Below are 16,761 nucleotides of genomic sequence, written 5' to 3'. Positions count from 1 at the left end.
GTCGTTCTCCTGTCTATGGCGTTGGTGGCCCCGCGGGGCCGGTCAGTCCTGCATCTGCTGGTGGTGGCGGATCACCTCGTCGACGATGAACCGCAGGAACTTCTTGGCGAAGACGGGGTCGAGGCCCGCGTCGTGGGCCAGTTTCTCGAGCCGCGCGATCTGGCGCTGCTCGCGCGCGGGATCGGCGGGCGGCAGGCCGAAGGTCGCCTTGAGGCGGCCCACCTCCTGCGTGCACTTGAAGCGCTCGGCCAGCGTGTGGACGAGGATCGCGTCGAGATTGTCGATCGAGTGCCGCAACTCGGCGAGGATCTCCTCGGCGCGGGCGCTGTCGTCGGCGTCGTTCATGGGGCCGCTCCTGTCCAACGGATCGCTCATGCCCGCCGCCTGTCGGCTTGCGGCGGCAGCGGCTGGCGGAAGGCGAGGCAGTTCTCGCCCTCGGGCAGCGGCAGCGTGTCGTCGCGCACGGCGCCGAGGCGTTCGGCGAGCCGGATCGAGCGGACATTGCCGTGGTCGATGTAGTTCACGAGGCGGGTCAGCCCGGCCTGGTGCCATGCCCAGTCGCGTGCGGCGAGCGCTGCTTCGTGCGCGATGCCGCGGCCCTCGGCCTCTGGGACTACCATCCAGCCGAGTTCGGCCTGCGGATAATGGGCCGGGTGAAACAGGCCCGCCTCGCCCAGGTAGGCGCCGGTCTCGCGATCCTCGATCGACCAGGCCCCATAGCCGCGCAACGCCCAGAGCCCGGCGCTGGCCGCGAAGTCGCGCCAGGCGCGGGCGCGGTCGAAGGGGCCATCCTCCCAGATCGAGCGGTTCGAGGCGTAGAAGGCGGCGTAAGGCTCGAAATCCTCTACCCGCGGCGCGCGCAGGCGCAGGCGTTCCGTGACGAGCGTCGGGATCCCGGTCATGCCGCAGCCCCCCTCGCAGAGTGCCGGTAGACGAGGCAAGCGCTGCCCGCGGGCGCCGCCGCCTCGGGGTCGTGCACCGCGCCGAGGCGTTGGGCGAGGCGGATCGAGCGGGTGTTCGCGGGGTCGATGTAGCTGACGGCCGTGGACCAGCCCAGCGCGCGGCAGGCATGGTCGCGGGCGGCCTGTGCGGCCTCGAAGGCATAGCCCTTGCCTTCGGCCTCGGCCGACCAGAGGCTCCAGGCGATCTCGGGCTCGGGCCAGTCGGCGGGATACCACGGGCCCGCCATGCCGAGCGGCCTGTCCGAGCCCCGCGGGGTCACGACGAACATGCCGAAGCCGCGCAGCACCCAATGGCCGACCACATGCGCGAAGGCGCGCCAGGCCATGCCGGGCGCGAAGGGGCCTCCCACGAAGCAGGCGCGATCCGACCGGGCGAAGGCCGCCCATGCGTCCCAGTCCATGGCGCGGGGCGCGCGCAGGCTGAGGCGGTCGGTCTCGATGCCGGGCGCGTCGATCATTTCTTCTTCGCGAGCCCAGAAAGCCCGCCGAGGCCGGGCGGCAGGGCCGGGCCCTTGCCCGCGCCGAGGCCGGGGAAGCCCCCGGGCGGAAGCGCCGGGCCCGCGCCGGGCGCGGCGATGCCGGGGGGCATGCCGCCCTTGCCGAACATCTGGGAAAGCGCGCCGCGCATCAGGCCCTTCTTTCCCATCTTGCCCATCTTCTTCATCATGTCCGCCATCTGGCGGTGCATCTTCAGCAGCTTGTTGACGTCCTGCACCTCGAGCCCCGCGCCCGCGGCCACGCGCTTCTTGCGGCTGGCCTGCATCAGGTCGGGGTTCTTGCGCTCGGTCTTGGTCATCGACTGGATGATCGCGATCTGGCGGCGGATCACCTTGTCGTCGAAGCCCGCCTCGTCGAGCTGCTTCGACAGCTTCCCCATGCCCGGCAGCATGCCCATGATGCCCTGCATGCCGCCAAGCTTGAGCATCTGCTCGAACTGGCTCTGCAGGTCGTTCATGTCGAAGCGGCCCTTCTGGAACCGCTTCATCATGCGCTCGGCCTCGGCGGCCTCGATCTGCTCCTGCGCCTTTTCCACCAGCGAGACGATGTCGCCCATGCCGAGGATGCGGCCAGCCACGCGTTCGGGGTGGAATTCCTCGAGCGCGTCCATCTTCTCGCCGAGTCCGACGAACTTGATCGGCTTGCCGGTGACCGCGCGCATCGAGAGCGCGGCACCGCCGCGGCCGTCGCCGTCCATGCGGGTGAGCACGCAGCCGGTGATGCCGATGCGGCCGTCGAACTGCTCGGCCACGTTGACCGCGTCCTGGCCGGTGAGGCCGTCGACCACCAGCAGGGTCTCGCGTGGGCGGGTCTCGTCGCGGACCGCCTCGACCTCGGCCATAAGCTCGTCGTCGATGTGCAGTCGGCCAGCGGTGTCGAGCATCACCACGTCATAGCCGCCGAGCGCACCTTGCGTCTTCGCGCGCTTGGCGATCTGCACCGGGGTCTGGCCGGGCTGGATCGGCAGGGTGTCGACGCCGATCTGGGTGCCGAGGATGGCAAGCTGCTCCATCGCCGCCGGGCGACGGGTGTCGAGCGAGGCCATCAGCACGCGCTTGCCCTCGCGCTCGCTCAGGCGCTTGGCGAGCTTGGCGGTGGTCGTGGTCTTGCCCGAGCCCTGCAGGCCTACCATCATCACGGTCGCGGGCGGGTTGTCGATGCGCAGGCGTCCCGGCTCGGCGTCCTCGCCGGCCAGCACCTTGACCAGCTCGTCGTGGACGATCTTGACGACCTGCTGGCCCGGGGTAACCGATTTCACCACATGGCGGCCCTGCGCCGCCTCCTCGACACGCTTGATGAAGCCGCGTGCGACCGGGAGCGAGACGTCGGCCTCGAGCAGCGCCACCCGGACTTCGCGCAGCGCCAACGAGATATCGGCCTCGGTCAGCGCACCCTTGCCAGTGAGCTTCTCGAGGGCGCCGCCGAGGCGTTCCGACAGGGACTCGAACATACGATGCTCCTGGTCCGCTCCGCCCGGGCGCCGCGGTGACGCCCGAAAACAACAAGGGCGCCGGTGGGCGCGACGCGCTGACCGGCGGCGATCCCGGGCCGTGCCCGGGACCGGAAGCGCTGAGACTTCCGGGACTGCGGGGATATTGCCGAGCTCGGGCCGGGTGTCAAGCTCTGCCGGGCTCGACAGGTCTCGCCGGCAGGCGTGGCGATCGCGCGTGGGCGCGGCAGTCGCGCGCAGGCGCTCGGGCAAGCTTGACGACGGCGCGCGAGACGCCCAAGTCCGAAATCGATACGCACGCCATGACGACAACGGAGGTGCCGATGCAGGCCGAACCCATCAGCCATATCCTCGTGCCCGTGGATCCCGACGCGCCCGACGCTTCCGAAAAGGCGCTGGCGCGGGCCGCCGAGATGGCCCGGCGCGAAGGGGCGCGGCTGACACTGTTCGCCGTCGTCCCGGCTTGGCGCGAGGATATGACCGATGCGCCCGCCGAGGCGACCGCGGCGATGGATGCGCTGCGCGCGCGCCATGCCGAAGGCATCGGCGGAGGCGTGATCGTGCGGATGGGCGGCTCGGTCTCGGGCCGCATCATCTCGGCCGTGGACGAGACCGGCGCCGACCTGGTGGTGATGGCCTCGCACGACCCGCGGATGAGCGACTTCCTGATCGGCTCGAATGCCGCGCATGTCGCGCTGCACGTGCCGGTCTCGGTGCTGGTGGTGCGCTGAAGGCGCACGCCCTCAGGCGGGGACGGGCGCGGGCCTCCACGCCCGGTCCTCGACCGGCAGGTGCACGATGGCCGAGAAGATCCCCAGAGCGATGGCGGCATACCAGAACAGGTCGTAGCTGCCGGTCATGTCGTAGACCCGGCCGCCCAGGTAGATGCCCGCGAAGCTGCCGATCTGGTGGCTGAGGAACACGAAGCCGTAGAGCGTGCCCATGTTTCGCGGCCCGAACATCGTCGCCACCAGCGCCGAGGTCAGCGGCACCGTGGTCAGCCACAGCATCCCGAACACCGCCGAGAACACGATCACCGAGGCGGGGGTGATGGGCAGCGAGATGAAGACGAGGATGACCACGGCCCTGAGCGCGTAGATCGTGCTGAGGATGTAGGGCTTGGGAAACATCGCGCCGAGCCGCCCGACTATCAGCGTTGCGACGAAGTTCGCGATGCCGACGATCGACAGCGTGAGCGCCCCGAGCTCGGTCGCCGGCCCCTCGGGGGTTGCGCACATCTCGGCCACGAAGGCGGGGAAATGCGCGCTGATGAAGGCGACATGGAAGCCGCAGACGAAGAAGCCCGCGGTCAGGAGCAGGTATGAGCGGTGACTGAAGGCGCGCCGGATCACATCCCCGGTGCCCAGCGCGTCCGAGGCCGAGGCGTTCGAGGCCGGCACCTCGGCCTTCATGAACGGGATGCAGGCGGCCATCGGCAGCAGCAGCGCGGTGAAGGCGAGCAGCGTCGTCTGCCAGCCGATCGCTTCGACCATGAGTCCTGCCAGCGCAGGCATCGTCATCTGGCCGAGCGAGCCGAAGGCCGCGGTCAGCGCCAGCGCCTGGCTGCGCCTCGCCTCGGGGGTCGCGCGGCCGACGACCGAGAGGATCAGGCCGAAGGCCGTGCCCGAGATGCCGAGGCCGACCATCAGCCCCGCGCCTGCGTGCTGCGCCAGCGGCGTCTGGCCATACGCCGACATCAGCATGCCGACGAGATAGACCGCGAAGCCCAGCCACAGCGCGCGTCGGTCGCCGAAGCGGTCCGCCATCCATCCGAACAGCGGCTGGCCAAGCCCCCAGAAGATGTTCTGGAGCGCGAGCGACATCGAGAACACCTCGCGCGGCCAGCCATGGTTGGCCGAGATCGGGTCCATCATCACCCCGAACACCGAGCGCACGCCGAAGCTGAGCGAGAGCATCACCGCGCCCGCGATGATGATGACGGTGCCGGGCGCAAGCTGGCGCATCTGGGGGGTCTCCTGCCTCGTTCGGCGGCAAGATGGAGGGCCGATCCAGGCGCGGCAAACGAAATTTCTTGCGGCCTCGCATCAACGTGATTGAAGCGTCCGCGGCATCTTCGACGCCCCGCCGCGCACGGCGCCGCTTGTCGTGCCGCACTTGCGAAGGGTAGAGAGGGGCCACAGCGGTGGCCTGCCCTGGGGGCGAGCGCCGCTCGCAACCGCAAGCCCCGGGGCCAGACCGCCGATGCTCGACGGACCGATGCAGCGCTATCGCGCCCTCGTCTCGGACGGCGCCATCACCGCCGACCCCGCGCAGCGCGCCGCCGTCGAGAAGCTGCAGCTTCTGCACATGCGCCTTGGCGATTACGACCCGGCGCGCGGCAAGAAGGTCGCGATGGGCTGGCTGGGCTTCGGCCGCAAGGCCGCCAAGGCCGACAAGCCGCTCACCGGGCTCTATCTCTATGGCGGGGTGGGGCGCGGCAAGTCGATGCTGATGGACCTGTTCTTCGCCGCAGCCCCCGTGCGGCGCAAGCGGCGGGTGCATTTCCACGCCTTCATGGCCGAGGTGCATGTCGGCATCCACATCGCGCGCGAATCGAACGTGCGCGACCCGATCCACTATGTCGCCGAGGAGGTCGCCGAGGGCGCGGTGCTGCTGTGCTTCGACGAGATGCAGGTCACCGACATCACCGACGCGATGATTCTGGGGCGCCTGTTCGAGGCGCTGTTCGCGCGCGGCGTGGTCGTGGTCGCGACCTCGAACCGGCCGCCTGACGATCTTTACAAGGACGGGCTGAACCGGCAGCTCTTCGAGCCGTTCATCGCCATGCTGAAGGAGCGGGTGGACCTGGTCGAGCTTGACGGCGGCACCGATTACCGGCAGGGCCGCGCGGCGGGCGAGCGGCGCTACTTCTCGCCGCTGGGCCCCGATGCGCGGGCCGGCATGGATGCCGCCTGGGCCGGGGTCACGCGCGGCGAGCGGGTGGCGCCCGTCACGCTCTCGATCCACGGCCGGCGGGTACGGATCGAGCGCGCGACCGAGGAAGCCGGGCGCGCGAGCTTCGAGGCGCTGTGCGAGGCGCCGCTTGGGCCGTCGGATTACCTTGCCATCGCGGAACGTTTCGCGACGCTGTTCGTTGACGATGTGCCGCGCCTCGCCTGGGCGCAGAACAACGAGGCCAAGCGGTTCGTGACGCTGATCGACACGCTCTACGAGGCGCGCACGCGCCTCTACATCTCGGCCGACGGACCGCCCGAAAGCCTCTATGTCGAGGGCAAGGGCGCCTTCGAGTTCGCGCGCACGGCCTCGCGCCTCAACGAGATGATGGCGGGCGACTACGCCGCGCGGCCGCGGTGAGCGGCGGGCGCGACAAGGGCGCGCGGCACGCGCTCGCGCTGGCCGCGGCGGTCGTGCCGACGCGGATCATGCGGGTCTTCGAGGGGTTCTGGACGGTGCCGCTGGGCCTTGGACTTGGCGGCGTCCTGCTGGCGCTGTCGGTGGGCCCGATGGCGGGGGCGCTGGGCGGCGCCTGGATCGATCCCGATGGCGGGCGGGCGGCGCTCTCGGCCGTCGCGGGCGGGGTCATGTCGGTTACGGGGATCGTGTTCTCGCTGACCTTCGTCGCGCTTTCGATCACGGCGCAGCAGCTGAGCCCGCGCATCCTAGACTACGTGCTGCGGGATCGGGCGACGCAGCTGCTGATCGGGCTTGCGCTGGCGACCTTCCTGTTCGCGGCGATCTCGCTGGGGCTGGGCTCGGACGAGGCGCGCGCGCGCTTCGCGGTGTCGGTGCCGATGGCGCTGGCGCTGGCGGCGGGGACGCTGGGCATGGTGGTCATCTTCGCCCACCGCATGACGAGGGTGATGCGCAGCGAGGAGATGATCTCGCGGCTGGGCGACGCCTTCGCCCGCGCGGTCCGCGGGCTGGCCGAGGGGCCGGCGGGCTGCACGCCCGTGCGGCTCGCGCCGGGCGCGCGGGCGGTGATCGAGGCCGAGATGGGCGCGGCCGAGGTGGTGCGCGCGGGCGAGGCGGGCTATGTCGCGCGGATCGACCATGCCGGGCTGGTGCGTCTGGCCGAGGGGCACGACCTGGTGATTGCGCTGGCGGTGCGGGAGAACGACCACGTGCTGCCGGGGATGCCGGTGGCGCGGGTGCTGGGGTTCCATCCCGACGGCGCGGCGGGGCCGCGCGACGTGGCGGCGCGGATCGCGCTGACCGACCGGCGCGTCCCGGCCTGGGGCGCGGATTACGAGGCGGCGGCGCTGTCCGAGGCGGCGCTCAGGGCGCTCTCGCCCGGCATCAACGATCCGGCGAGCGCGATCTCCTGCATCAACCGTTTGGCCGAAGGGATCGCGATCCTCGCCGCCGACGGCCCGCCGCCCGAGGTGCTGGGCGATGGCGGCCGGGTCGCGCGGCTGGTGCTTCCGCCGAAGCGCGCGGTCGACTTCCTCGAGGGCGCGGTGCTGCCGGTCGCGGTGGCGGGACAGGGCGACTACCGCGTGCGGGGGCGGCTCGAGCGCCTTGTCGGACACCTTGCGGCGCTCGCCGCGGACGAGGCCGAGCGGGCGGCAATCGAGGGGTTCGGGATGCGGATCGCCGCGCGCGAGGACGCGGCCTTCGGGGGGTGAGGCGGCGGGCGGCTCAGCCCCGGTAAGGGCGCAGCACCTCGTCGGCGCGCAGCCTGCGGAACAGCACGACCTGCCCCGACGAGCCGCGCGGGTCGTAGGCGAGCCCCTGCGCCGCCATGTCGCCGAACACCCGGGCGATGCCGGACATGCCGGTCAGGTGGTCGTGCAGTTCCATGTAGACGCGATCGACGCCGGCAAGGTCGGTGCCCGAAAAGAGCCCGGTCTCGGCCCCTTCCACGTCGCAGATGACGAGGCTGATGCGCTCGCGCCGCAGGAGCGCGCCGAGATCGCTCATCCCGACCTCGATGCGCTCGTCATAGGGCTCGGGTCCGGGCGAGAGCGACGACATCCAGAAATCGCGGCGCAGGTAGAAGGGCGCGCTGCCGGCGCCGCGGCCGAGGATCGTGTTCAGGAGGGTCACGCCCTCGACCCCGTTCTGGGCATGCACCGCGCGGATCATCGGTATGAGGCGGGGATTGGCCTCGACGGCGACGATGTGCGCGACCTCGGGCCGCCGGGCGAGCAGCGTCGAGATCACGCCGATGCCGGCGCCGATCTCGAGCACACGGTCGCCCGGCTCGACGATCTCGCCGAGGAAGCGGGCCTCGTTAGCTTCGTAGCGGCCCGAGAGGATGGCCGCGAGGATCGGCGGCGTGATGACGCGGCGGGCGAGCGGCGTGTCGAGCGGGATGGCGACCCCGTGGCATTCGACGCAGTCGCGCATCGCCGACTGGGCCTCGGCAAAGCCGAAGGGTCCGCCGATCATGTCCCCCTCCCGAAGAAAATCGTTTTGCAAACAGCGTGTGGCCGGGATGGTGAATAAATCCTTAACGGCGGATGGGGAAGGCGGTTCCGCCGCGGCGCCCGATCACGCTTGCGGCACGGCGCCGCCGCGAGACGCCGGCCCGCCGGGCGGCGCGCGCTCGGGGCGGGCAGTCCGGAGCTGTTCGCGTCTGGCGATGACCCGGGCGGGGGCGGGGCCACGCTAGCGCACGTCTGCGCGCAGGCCCTGCCCGCGCGAGGACCGCTGCGCTCAGAGCTGGCGCTCGACCATCAGCTTCTTGATTTCGGCAATCGCCTTGGCGGGGTTCAGCCCCTTCGGGCAGGTCTTCGCGCAGTTCATGATGGTGTGACAGCGATAGAGCCGGAACGGGTCCTCGAGGTCGTCGAGCCTCTCGCCGGTCGCCTCGTCGCGGCTGTCGATGATCCAGCGATAGGCATGCAGCAGCGTCGCCGGGCCCAGATAGCGGTCGCCATTCCACCAGTAGCTGGGACAGGAGGTCGAGCAGCAGGCGCACATGACGCATTCATAGAGGCCGTCGAGCTTCGCGCGGTCCTCGATCGACTGGCGCCACTCGGTCTCGGGCGCGGGCGTGGAGGTCTGGAGATACGGCTTGATCGAGGCGTGCTGCGCATACCAGTGCGTCAGGTCCGGCACGAGGTCCTTGACCACCGGCATGTGCGGCAGCGGGTAGATCTTCACGTCGCCTTTCACCTCGTCGATGCCGTAGGTGCAGGCCAGCGTGTTGATGCCGTCGATGTTCATGGCGCACGAGCCACAGATGCCCTCGCGGCACGAGCGACGGAAGGTAAGGGTCGGGTCGATCTCGTTCTTGATCTTGATGATCGCGTCGAGAACCATCGGCCCGCAGTCGTCGAGGTCGAGATAATAGGTGTCGACCCGCGGATTCTCGCCCGTGTCCGGGTCCCAGCGGTAGATGCGGAAGGCGCGGACGTTCTTCGCCCCCTGCGGCTTGGGCCAGGTCTTGCCGACCGTGATGCGCGAGTTCTTCGGCAGCGCGAGTTCAACCATGTCGTCCTCTTCTCCGTTGGCCGCGAGGCGGCGTCAGAGCCTGGTTCCGATGAAGATGCGTTCACCCCGTTGCAGGGCATGGGCCGAGACGTCGGGCTCGACCGCGGCGAATTCCGCGAGCGCGAGGCCCGCCCGGCGGATGCGCTCGCGGATGTCGCGGCCGTAGAATCGGCGGTGGTCGGGGTCGCCATAGCGCAGGCGGCGCTGCGGCTCGTCGAGGTCCGGCGCCTCGTAGGTCGCCTCCCAGCCCTCGATCATCGGCACCGTGAGCACGGCCTGACCGCCGGGGCGCAGGACGCGGGCGATCTCGGCCAGCGCCGCTGCGTCGTCGACATGTTCGAGCACATGGTTCGCAATGACCATGTCGGCCGAGGCGTCGGGCAGGTCCATCGCGGTGATGTCGAGCCGCAGCTCGAAGCGGTCGTTGATATCGGCCGTGCGGTAGCGCGCGCCCCTGGCCTCGAGCCAGCCGCGCACCCAGGGCTCGGCGGCGAAATGGATCACCTCGGCGCCGGGCGCGAGGCGCATCTCGCGCTCCATCCAAAGTTTCAGCAGCCGGTGGCGCGGGCGCGAGTCGCAGGACGGGCACCAGGTTTCCACCTTGAAGCGCACCGGCGAGAAGACGCCGCGATAGCCGCAGATCGGGCAGAGCCGCGGCGTGCGGCCCTCGGCCGCCTCGCGGAACCAGGCGATCGCCTTGTCGACCCGATGGCGGTGCAGCGCCGCGATCTCGTCAGGCGAGCGCTGTCCGGGCGCGGACACGACGGGCGCCACGAGGCTCATCGCCCCCGCCCCATCGCCAACCATGTCCGACGCCCGCCCATCGCCTCAGTAGACGCGCGCCTTGGGCGCGATCTTCTTGAGCGGGATGCCGCCCCGATCCTCGGGCGTCAGGGGGTCGACATGGACGGCCCGGTAGTCGAGCGCCACCTCGCCCGCGTCGGACACCGTGGCAAGCGTGTGCTTGCGCCAGTTCGTGTCGTCGCGCGCGGTGAAGTCCTCGCGGGCATGGGCGCCGCGGCTCTCCTTGCGGGCCTCGGCCGAGTAGACGGTCGCCAGCGCGCAGGGCAGCAGGTTGGTGAGCTCGAGAGTCTCCATCAGGTCCGAGTTCCAGATCAGCGAGCGGTCCGTCACGCGGATGTCGGCGGCCTGCGCATTGACTGCCGAGACGCGCTGGCAGCCCTGCTGCAGCGTCTCGGCGGTGCGGAAGACGGCGGCGTCCTCCTGCATCGCCTTCTGGAGCTTGAGCCGCAGCTCGGCCGTAGGCGCCTGACCCTTGGCGTGGCGAAGCCCATCGAAGCGCTCCATCGCCCGCTCGACGGAAGCAGGGTTCAGGTCGGGGATGGCCGCGGCGCGGTCGACCACCTGTCCCGCGCGGATCGCGGCGGCGCGGCCGAATACGACGAGGTCGATGAGCGAGTTCGAGCCCAGCCGGTTCGCGCCATGGACCGAGGCGCATCCGGCCTCGCCCACCGCCATCAGGCCGGGGGCCACGGCGTCGGGGCTGTCGGCCGTGGGGTTCAGCACCTCGCCCCAGTAGTTCGTGGGGATGCCGCCCATGTTGTAGTGGACCGTCGGCAGGACCGGGATCGGTTCCTTGGTCACGTCGACGCCCGCGAAGATTCGAGCCGATTCCGAGATGCCGGGCAGGCGCGACTTCAGCACCTCGGGCGGCAGGTGGTTGAGGTGCAGGTGGATGTGGTCGCCGTCACGGCCCACGCCGCGGCCCTCGCGGATTTCGATGGTCATGCAGCGCGAGACCACGTCGCGCGACGCGAGGTCCTTGTAGGTGGGGGCGTAACGCTCCATGAAGCGCTCGCCCTTCGAGTTCGTGAGATACCCGCCCTCGCCGCGCGCGCCCTCGGTGATCAGGCAGCCCGCGCCGTATATTCCGGTGGGGTGGAACTGCACGAACTCCATGTCCTGAAGCGGCAGGCCCGCGCGCGCCACCATGCCATTGCCGTCGCCCGTGCATGTATGTGCCGAGGTGGCCGAGAAATAGGCCCGCCCATAGCCGCCGGTCGCCAGCACCACCATCTTGGCGGCGAAGCGGTGGATGGTGCCGTCGTCGAGCTTCCAGGCGATCACCCCCTGGCACCGGCCGTCCTCGGACATCACGAGGTCGGTGGCGAAATACTCGATGAAGAACTCGGCGCTGTGCTTGAGCGACTGGCCGTAGAGCGTGTGCAGGATGGCATGGCCGGTGCGGTCGGCGGCGGCGCAGGTGCGCTGCACCGGCGGGCCCTCGCCGAATTCGGTGGTGTGGCCGCCGAAGGGGCGCTGGTAGATCCGCCCGTCTTCGGTCCGCGAGAAGGGCACGCCGTAGTGCTCGAGCTCGTAGACCGCCTTGGGCGCCTCGCGCGCCAGGTACTCCATGGCGTCCGAGTCGCCCAGCCAGTCCGACCCCTTGACGGTGTCGTACATGTGCCACTGCCAGTTGTCGGGGCCCATGTTGGCCAGCGAGGCGGCGATGCCGCCCTGCGCCGCGACGGTGTGCGAGCGGGTGGGGAAGACCTTGGTGATGCAGGCGGTCTTGAGCCCCTGCTCGGCCATGCCCAGCGTCGCGCGCAGGCCCGCGCCCCCGGCGCCGACGACGACGACATCGTACTTGTGATCGACGTAAGTGTATGCGGCCATTGTGGTCCGTCTCTCTCTCAGCTTCGGCTGGCGGCGAGCCGTCAGCCCGCGAAGGCGATCTTGAGCACGGCGAACACGCCGGCGAGGCCGGCCGCGCCGCTCAGCATCCACGCGCCGGTCAGCGCTGCGGTGAGCCAGCCCTTGTGATGCACATAGTCCTGGATGACGACCTGCAGGCCCTGGTGCAGGTGCTGGAAGGCGACGGCGATCGTCAGGACCGCGACCAGAGCGTGGAAGGGACTGGCGTAGAGCGCCACGACCGCCTCGTGCCCCTGCCCGAGCGCGCCGGCGAAGGGAAGCGCGAACAGGACGGTGAGGGGGATCAGCGCAATCGAGGAGAGCCGTTGCACCCACCAGTGATGCGTGCCCGAATGCGCCGTGCCAAGGCCGGAGGCGCGCGCGCGAGGGGTCTTGAAGCTCATGGTCCTTCTCCCCTCAGGCCGCGATCAGCACGATCAGCGTCAGCACGACCGAGGCCACCGCCGCGGCCTGCCCCGAGCGCGTCACCTCGTCGAGCCCATAGCCGCGGCCCGTGTCCCACCACAGGTGCCGGATGCCGTTGCAGAAGTGATAGCAGAGCGCCCAGAGCGAGCCGACCATGACCAGCGTGCCGAGCCACGAGGTCAGGAGCCCATCGACGAAGGCGAAGTAGCCGGGCCCGCTCGCCGCCGCGAGGAACCACCAGACCACCAGAAGCGCGCCGAAGCCGAGCGCCACGCCGGTGACCCGGTGCAGGATCGACATGACGCTGGTGATCTGCGGGCGATAGATCTGAAGATGCGGCGAAAGCGGCCGGTCGCCGCGGTTCACGTCTGCCATGTCGTCCCCCAGGCTTTCGTGCCTCTGGTATTTTCTCTGTCATACGGGCCGCGCCCGTCGCATTCAAACGTGAAAATGCCGCAGATGCGAAAAACGTGTGCGCTGCGGTGGCAGCTTGCGGCCATGTGATCAGCCCTCGGCCGCGTGCGGTCCGGCGGGTTGCGGGCCGCCGAGGATCGTCACGTCGCGCCGCGGGAACGGGATCTCGACGCCTTCGGCCTTGAGCGCGTCCCAGAGCGCGAGGAACACGTCGCCGCGCACATTGGTGATGCCGCCGACCGGGTCGCGGATCCAGAAGCGCAGAACGAAATCGATCGAGCTGTCACCGAAGCCGGTGATGTGGCAGACCGGCGCCGGCTCGGGCACGACGCGCCGGACCTTTGCGGCGGCCTCGCGGGCGAGGCGGCGGACCTTGTGCGGATCCGAGGCATAGGCGACCCCGAAGAACAGGTCGAGCCGCACCAGATCCGAGGAATGCGACCAGTTCACCACCTGTCCGGTGATCAGGTCCTCGTTCGGGATCAGGTATTCGCGCCCGTCGCGGGTGACCACGGCGACATAGCGCGCGCCGAGTTCGGAGATCCATCCGAAGGTCTCGCCCAGCGAGATCACGTCGCCCGGCTTGATCGACTTGTCGAGCAGCAGGATCACGCCCGAGATCAGGTTCGAGACAACCTTCTGCAGGCCGAAGCCGATGCCGAGGCCGATCGCGCCGGACAGCACCGTGAGGCTGGTGAGGTCGAAGCCCACCGATTGAAGTCCGACCACCACGGCGGCGCCGTAGAGGAACAGCCGGATCCCCTTGTCGGCGAGCACCTTCGAGGCGGGGGTGATGTCCTCGATGCCGACGATCCGGCGGTGGGCGGCGTTCGCGAGCAGCCCCGCGCCGGCGAACAGCAGCGCCACGGTGATCGCCCCCTTGAGCACCACCAGAAGCGAGATGCGCACCTCGCCGAACGAGAGCGCGGCTGCGTCGAGCGCATCGGCCGCAGTGCCGAGCTGGCCCAGGATCGCAAGGGTCGCGAAGGTCCAGGCGCCCCAGGTGACGACGGTGCGAAGCGCCCGGTTGCGGATCAGCCGCCCGCTGACGCCCACCAGCACCCAGGCGAGCACCAGCGAGGCGACAAGCGCGACGAGGTAGCTGCGGCTGGGCCATGTGGTCGCCCTGAGCGCGAAGACGGCGATCCACGAGAGCGCCACGAAGATGATCGGGCGCAGCCGCCGCAGGATGGTCACGAACAGACGCATCCGCGGCCGCGGCACCGATTCCATGGCGCGGATGCGCGCCTCGAGGCGCGGCTCGATCAGCCTGCTGACCACATGGGCGATCAAGAAGGCCAGCGCGAGGATGCCGAGCTGGTAAAGCCGCCAGGGCTGTGCGAACTCGGCCAGCGCGTTCTGCGCCCGCGGCACCGAGCCGTAGATCGCATCGATGATGGTGTCGAACTCCAGGGCGTACCTCCCAGTGCCGCGTGTGCCGCGCGCGGTTCCGGTCGTTGCCCAAGTGAGGCACAGCCGGGTGTCGGCGCACAAGGGGAAGCTGGCCGTCGGGGCGGCCGAAGGGGCGGTCTGACGTGCCGTAAGGATGTGTGACAGCAGTTGACGCCCGCGCGCGGGGCTGTCCAATATCGCCGCAGAGAAAATACCGTGGAAAACAATCTCGCAGGGAGAGTTTCGAAAATGAAGCGTCTTGTGCTCGCCGCCGCGCTGGCGGGGTTCGCCACGACCGCCACAGCGGCCGATCTGAAGATCTGCGTCGAGGGCGCCTATCCGCCGTTCTCGGAGGTCACCCCCTCCGGCGAGATCGTCGGCTTCGACATCGACATCGCCAACGCGCTCTGCGGCGCGATGGGCAAGAGCTGCGAGATGGTGCAGACCGAATGGGACGGCATCATCCCCGCGCTGATCGAGGGCAAGTGCGACGCCATCATCGCCTCGATGTCGATTACCGAGGAGCGCAAGAAGGCAGTCGACTTCACCGAGAAGTACTACTACACGCCGGCAAAGTTCATCGGCCGCGAGGGCGCGGGCCTGTCCGACACCCCGGAAGGGATGAAGGGCAAGGTCGTGGGTGTGCAGCGCGGCACGATTCATCAGGACTACATGGAAGGCAAGTTCCCCGGCGTCGAGCTGCGGCTTTACGGCACGCAGGACGAGGCTTATCTCGACCTGCAGGCCGGCCGCGTCGATGCGGTGGTCGCAGACTCGGTTGCGATGGATTACGGCTTCCTGCGCACCGACGCGGGCAAGGGCTTCGCCTTCTTCGGCGGCGACCACTACGACCCGGCGTTTCACGGCCCCGGCGCGGGCATCGCCGTCCGCAAGGACGATGACGCGCTCGAGGCCGCTCTGAACAAGGCGATCAAGGATATTCGCGCCTCGGGCGAATACACTGCGATCGCGAACAAGTACTTCGACTTCGACGTCTACGGCAGCTGACCCACTGCGCTTGTCAGACGCGGGCGGTGCGCCGCCCGCGTCCGGGATCCAAAGGGGCCTGCGGCTGGAACAGCTCTTTGCATATGCGCCCCTGCTGGGGCGGGGGGCGCTGGTCACGATCGAGGTGGCGCTTCTATCGCTCGTGGTTGCCACCGTGCTGGGCGGGATGGGCGCGATCGCGAAGCTCGCGGGCGCGATGGCGCCGCGCGCCGCTGCCGGGGTCTACACCACCATCGTGCGCGGCGTGCCGGATCTCGTTCTGATCCTGCTGATCTATTTCGGCGGGCAGCGGCTGGTGAACGACATCGGCCGCGGCCTGGGCCTCGACTATGTCGAGGTCTCGAAGTTCTGGGCGGGTGTGGCCGCGATCGGCTTCATCTACGGCGCCTACCTGACCGAGACCTTCCGCGGCGCCTATCTCAGCGTGCCTAGGGGCCAGGCCGAGGCCGCCTATGCGTTGGGTCTGAACCGCGGCCAGACATTGTGGCTGGTGACCCTGCCGCAGCTTCTGCGCCATGCGCTGCCCGGCTATGGCAATGTCTGGATGGTGCTGGTGAAGTCGACCGCCGTGGTGTCGGTGATCGGGCTCGAGGATCTGGTCGGTCTTGCCGACAAGGCGGGCAAGTCGACGCGCGAGCCGTTCCTGTTCTTCGTCGCCGTGATCCTCGTCTATCTGGCGATCACCGCCGTCTCCGGCTGGGCGCTGAGGCGGGTCGATGCGCGCGTGAGCCGGGGGATCGCGGCATGAATTTCGAGATCATCGCAGCCGCCTGGCCGATGTTCGCCAAGGGGGTGTGGATCACGCTGCATCTCACCGTGCTCGCGCTCGCGGTCGGCTTCGTGATCGCGCTGCCAGCAGCGCTGTCGCTGCACCAGAAGGGGCGCTTCCACCGCGTCTGGGGCGCCTATGTCTACGTCTTCCGGGGCACGCCGCTGCTGGTGCAGACGTACCTCATCTATTACGGCCTGAGCCAGTTCGATTGGGTGCGGTCGAGCTACCTGTGGGGCGCGCCGGCCTTTCTTGGCGACTCGTGGCTCGCCGGGGTCTGGCCGTCGCTCAAGTCGGCCTGGTGGTGCGCGCTGATCGCCTTCTCGCTGAACTCGGGCGCCTATCAGGCCGAGATCCTGCGTGGTGGGCTCAGCGTGGTTCCCAAGGGCGAGATCGAGGGGGCGAAGTCGCTGGGCCTCAACCCCTCGCAGGTGACGCGGCTGGTGCTGCTGCCCTCGGCGCTCAGGCGCGCGCTGCCGCAATACGGCAACGAGATCGTGTTCATGCTGCATGGCTCGGTCGTCGCGAGCGTGATCACGATTCAGGACATCCTCGGGGCGGGGCGCACGCTGAACGCGCGGCACTACGTGGCCTATGAGGGGTTCCTCACGGCGGCGGCGCTCTACATGGCGATCACCTTCGCGGTGGTCTGGGCCTTCCGGCAGGTCGAGCGGCGCTACCTGCGGCACCTCAACATCCGCCCCGTCAGGACGAAGGGCGCGCAGGCGCCGGGGCTCGCGGGGATCGGCGGCGTGGCGCTGCGGTGAGCCGCGCCGGGCGGGCGGCGG

Annotated in this window: 18 protein-coding genes; 6 read left to right on the top strand and 12 right to left on the bottom strand. The window is 69.8% G+C overall.

What is annotated here, in order from left to right:
- Window positions 1-42: 42 nt before the first annotated feature.
- Genes M1105_RS08660 through ffh form a run of 4 tightly spaced genes read right to left on the bottom strand, consistent with a single transcriptional unit; the run spans window position 43 to window position 2,910 of the window.
- Window positions 43-345 (bottom strand): chorismate mutase, encoded by a 303-nt coding sequence (locus tag M1105_RS08660; protein ID WP_249579948.1) that lies wholly within the window; start codon window positions 343-345, stop codon window positions 43-45.
- A gap of 26 nt (window positions 346-371) precedes the next feature.
- A complete protein-coding gene (locus M1105_RS08655; protein WP_249579947.1) occupies window positions 372-902 on the bottom strand; it encodes a GNAT family N-acetyltransferase in 531 nt (176 codons plus the stop codon).
- Entirely contained in the window at window positions 899-1,420 is a 522-nt protein-coding gene (locus tag M1105_RS08650; RefSeq protein ID WP_249579946.1) for a GNAT family N-acetyltransferase, read from the bottom strand. The genes M1105_RS08655 and M1105_RS08650 overlap by 4 nt, the downstream gene beginning before the upstream one ends.
- On the bottom strand, window positions 1,417-2,910 hold the full coding sequence (ffh, locus tag M1105_RS08645) for a signal recognition particle protein (protein WP_249579945.1): 1,494 nt from the start codon (window positions 2,908-2,910) through the stop codon (window positions 1,417-1,419). The genes M1105_RS08650 and ffh overlap by 4 nt, the downstream gene beginning before the upstream one ends.
- 323 nt (window positions 2,911-3,233) lie before the next feature.
- Between ffh and M1105_RS08640 the strand changes: the two genes are divergently transcribed.
- Entirely contained in the window at window positions 3,234-3,641 is a 408-nt protein-coding gene (locus M1105_RS08640; RefSeq protein ID WP_249579944.1) for a universal stress protein, read from the top strand.
- Between the two features lie 12 nt (window positions 3,642-3,653).
- On the opposite strand, the gene M1105_RS08635 is transcribed toward M1105_RS08640, so the two are convergent.
- Window positions 3,654-4,874, bottom strand: a complete 1,221-nt coding sequence (locus M1105_RS08635) for an MFS transporter (protein ID WP_249579943.1) — start codon at window positions 4,872-4,874, stop codon at window positions 3,654-3,656.
- Between the two features lie 238 nt (window positions 4,875-5,112).
- Here M1105_RS08635 and zapE point away from each other — a divergent pair, with 238 nt between their 5' ends.
- Both zapE and M1105_RS08625 read left to right on the top strand, forming a co-directional pair.
- Entirely contained in the window at window positions 5,113-6,225 is a 1,113-nt protein-coding gene (gene zapE / locus M1105_RS08630) for a cell division protein ZapE (protein ID WP_249579942.1), read from the top strand.
- A complete protein-coding gene (locus tag M1105_RS08625) occupies window positions 6,222-7,496 on the top strand; it encodes a DUF2254 family protein (protein WP_249579941.1) in 1,275 nt (424 codons plus the stop codon). The genes zapE and M1105_RS08625 overlap by 4 nt, the downstream gene beginning before the upstream one ends.
- 13 nt (window positions 7,497-7,509) lie before the next feature.
- Here M1105_RS08625 and M1105_RS08620 read toward each other — a convergent pair whose 3' ends face one another.
- From M1105_RS08620 to M1105_RS08590, 7 genes are all read right to left on the bottom strand, one after another.
- Window positions 7,510-8,262 (bottom strand): FkbM family methyltransferase, encoded by a 753-nt coding sequence (locus tag M1105_RS08620; RefSeq protein WP_249579940.1) that lies wholly within the window; start codon window positions 8,260-8,262, stop codon window positions 7,510-7,512.
- 267 nt (window positions 8,263-8,529) lie between these two features.
- The gene (locus tag M1105_RS08615; RefSeq protein WP_249579939.1) at window positions 8,530-9,309 is read right to left on the bottom strand and encodes a succinate dehydrogenase iron-sulfur subunit; all 780 of its coding nucleotides are present in this window, start codon (window positions 9,307-9,309) and stop codon (window positions 8,530-8,532) included.
- A 33-nt stretch (window positions 9,310-9,342) separates the two neighbouring features.
- Window positions 9,343-10,116, bottom strand: a complete 774-nt coding sequence (locus M1105_RS08610; protein ID WP_249579938.1) for a class I SAM-dependent methyltransferase — start codon at window positions 10,114-10,116, stop codon at window positions 9,343-9,345.
- Between the two features lie 21 nt (window positions 10,117-10,137).
- Complete coding sequence (gene sdhA / locus M1105_RS08605; protein ID WP_249579937.1) at window positions 10,138-11,946, bottom strand: succinate dehydrogenase flavoprotein subunit; 1,809 nt, start codon at window positions 11,944-11,946, stop codon at window positions 10,138-10,140.
- Between the two features lie 41 nt (window positions 11,947-11,987).
- Window positions 11,988-12,368 carry a succinate dehydrogenase, hydrophobic membrane anchor protein gene (gene sdhD, locus M1105_RS08600; RefSeq protein ID WP_249579936.1) on the bottom strand — a complete coding sequence of 127 codons (381 nt, stop codon included), beginning with the start codon at window positions 12,366-12,368 and terminating at the stop codon, window positions 11,988-11,990.
- 13 nt (window positions 12,369-12,381) lie between these two features.
- On the bottom strand, window positions 12,382-12,765 hold the full coding sequence (sdhC, locus tag M1105_RS08595; protein WP_249579935.1) for a succinate dehydrogenase, cytochrome b556 subunit: 384 nt from the start codon (window positions 12,763-12,765) through the stop codon (window positions 12,382-12,384).
- A gap of 129 nt (window positions 12,766-12,894) precedes the next feature.
- Window positions 12,895-14,298, bottom strand: a complete 1,404-nt coding sequence (locus M1105_RS08590; RefSeq protein ID WP_249579934.1) for a mechanosensitive ion channel family protein — start codon at window positions 14,296-14,298, stop codon at window positions 12,895-12,897.
- A 147-nt stretch (window positions 14,299-14,445) separates the two neighbouring features.
- Between M1105_RS08590 and M1105_RS08585 the strand changes: the two genes are divergently transcribed.
- The 3 genes from M1105_RS08585 to M1105_RS08575 are packed head-to-tail and all read left to right on the top strand — an operon-like array spanning window position 14,446 to window position 16,740.
- Window positions 14,446-15,204, top strand: coding sequence for a transporter substrate-binding domain-containing protein (locus M1105_RS08585; RefSeq protein WP_249579933.1), 759 nt, complete (start codon window positions 14,446-14,448; stop codon window positions 15,202-15,204).
- A gap of 10 nt (window positions 15,205-15,214) precedes the next feature.
- Complete coding sequence (locus tag M1105_RS08580; protein ID WP_249579932.1) at window positions 15,215-15,952, top strand: ABC transporter permease; 738 nt, start codon at window positions 15,215-15,217, stop codon at window positions 15,950-15,952.
- On the top strand, window positions 15,949-16,740 hold the full coding sequence (locus M1105_RS08575) for an ABC transporter permease (RefSeq protein WP_249579931.1): 792 nt from the start codon (window positions 15,949-15,951) through the stop codon (window positions 16,738-16,740). Before M1105_RS08580 ends, M1105_RS08575 begins: the two co-directional genes overlap by 4 nt.
- Window positions 16,741-16,761: the final 21 nt, after the last annotated feature.

The organism is Thermohalobaculum sediminis (assembly GCF_023487995.1).
GTDB classification, from domain to species: Bacteria; Pseudomonadota; Alphaproteobacteria; order Rhodobacterales; family Rhodobacteraceae; genus Thermohalobaculum; species Thermohalobaculum sediminis.
Note: the sequence above shows the minus strand (reverse complement) of the source record. Positions and strands in the feature narration are given on the sequence as shown.

Excerpts from the sequence above, each read along its gene's own strand:
- sdhC (WP_249579935.1), bottom strand. The coding sequence starts at position 12,765 with ATGGCAGACGTGAACCGCGGCGACCGGCCGCTTTCGCCGCATCTTCAG.
- M1105_RS08615 (WP_249579939.1), bottom strand. The coding sequence starts at position 9,309 with ATGGTTGAACTCGCGCTGCCGAAGAACTCGCGCATCACGGTCGGCAAG.
- M1105_RS08640 (WP_249579944.1), top strand. The coding sequence starts at position 3,234 with ATGCAGGCCGAACCCATCAGCCATATCCTCGTGCCCGTGGATCCCGAC.
- M1105_RS08610 (WP_249579938.1), bottom strand. The coding sequence starts at position 10,116 with ATGGTTGGCGATGGGGCGGGGGCGATGAGCCTCGTGGCGCCCGTCGTG.
- M1105_RS08635 (WP_249579943.1), bottom strand. The coding sequence starts at position 4,874 with ATGCGCCAGCTTGCGCCCGGCACCGTCATCATCATCGCGGGCGCGGTG.
- M1105_RS08650 (WP_249579946.1), bottom strand. The coding sequence starts at position 1,420 with ATGATCGACGCGCCCGGCATCGAGACCGACCGCCTCAGCCTGCGCGCG.
- ffh (WP_249579945.1), bottom strand. The coding sequence starts at position 2,910 with ATGTTCGAGTCCCTGTCGGAACGCCTCGGCGGCGCCCTCGAGAAGCTC.
- M1105_RS08620 (WP_249579940.1), bottom strand. The coding sequence starts at position 8,262 with ATGATCGGCGGACCCTTCGGCTTTGCCGAGGCCCAGTCGGCGATGCGC.
- sdhD (WP_249579936.1), bottom strand. The coding sequence starts at position 12,368 with ATGAGCTTCAAGACCCCTCGCGCGCGCGCCTCCGGCCTTGGCACGGCG.
- M1105_RS08585 (WP_249579933.1), top strand. The coding sequence starts at position 14,446 with ATGAAGCGTCTTGTGCTCGCCGCCGCGCTGGCGGGGTTCGCCACGACC.
- sdhA (WP_249579937.1), bottom strand. The coding sequence starts at position 11,946 with ATGGCCGCATACACTTACGTCGATCACAAGTACGATGTCGTCGTCGTC.
- M1105_RS08655 (WP_249579947.1), bottom strand. The coding sequence starts at position 902 with ATGACCGGGATCCCGACGCTCGTCACGGAACGCCTGCGCCTGCGCGCG.
- M1105_RS08575 (WP_249579931.1), top strand. The coding sequence starts at position 15,949 with ATGAATTTCGAGATCATCGCAGCCGCCTGGCCGATGTTCGCCAAGGGG.
- zapE (WP_249579942.1), top strand. The coding sequence starts at position 5,113 with ATGCTCGACGGACCGATGCAGCGCTATCGCGCCCTCGTCTCGGACGGC.
- M1105_RS08660 (WP_249579948.1), bottom strand. The coding sequence starts at position 345 with ATGAACGACGCCGACGACAGCGCCCGCGCCGAGGAGATCCTCGCCGAG.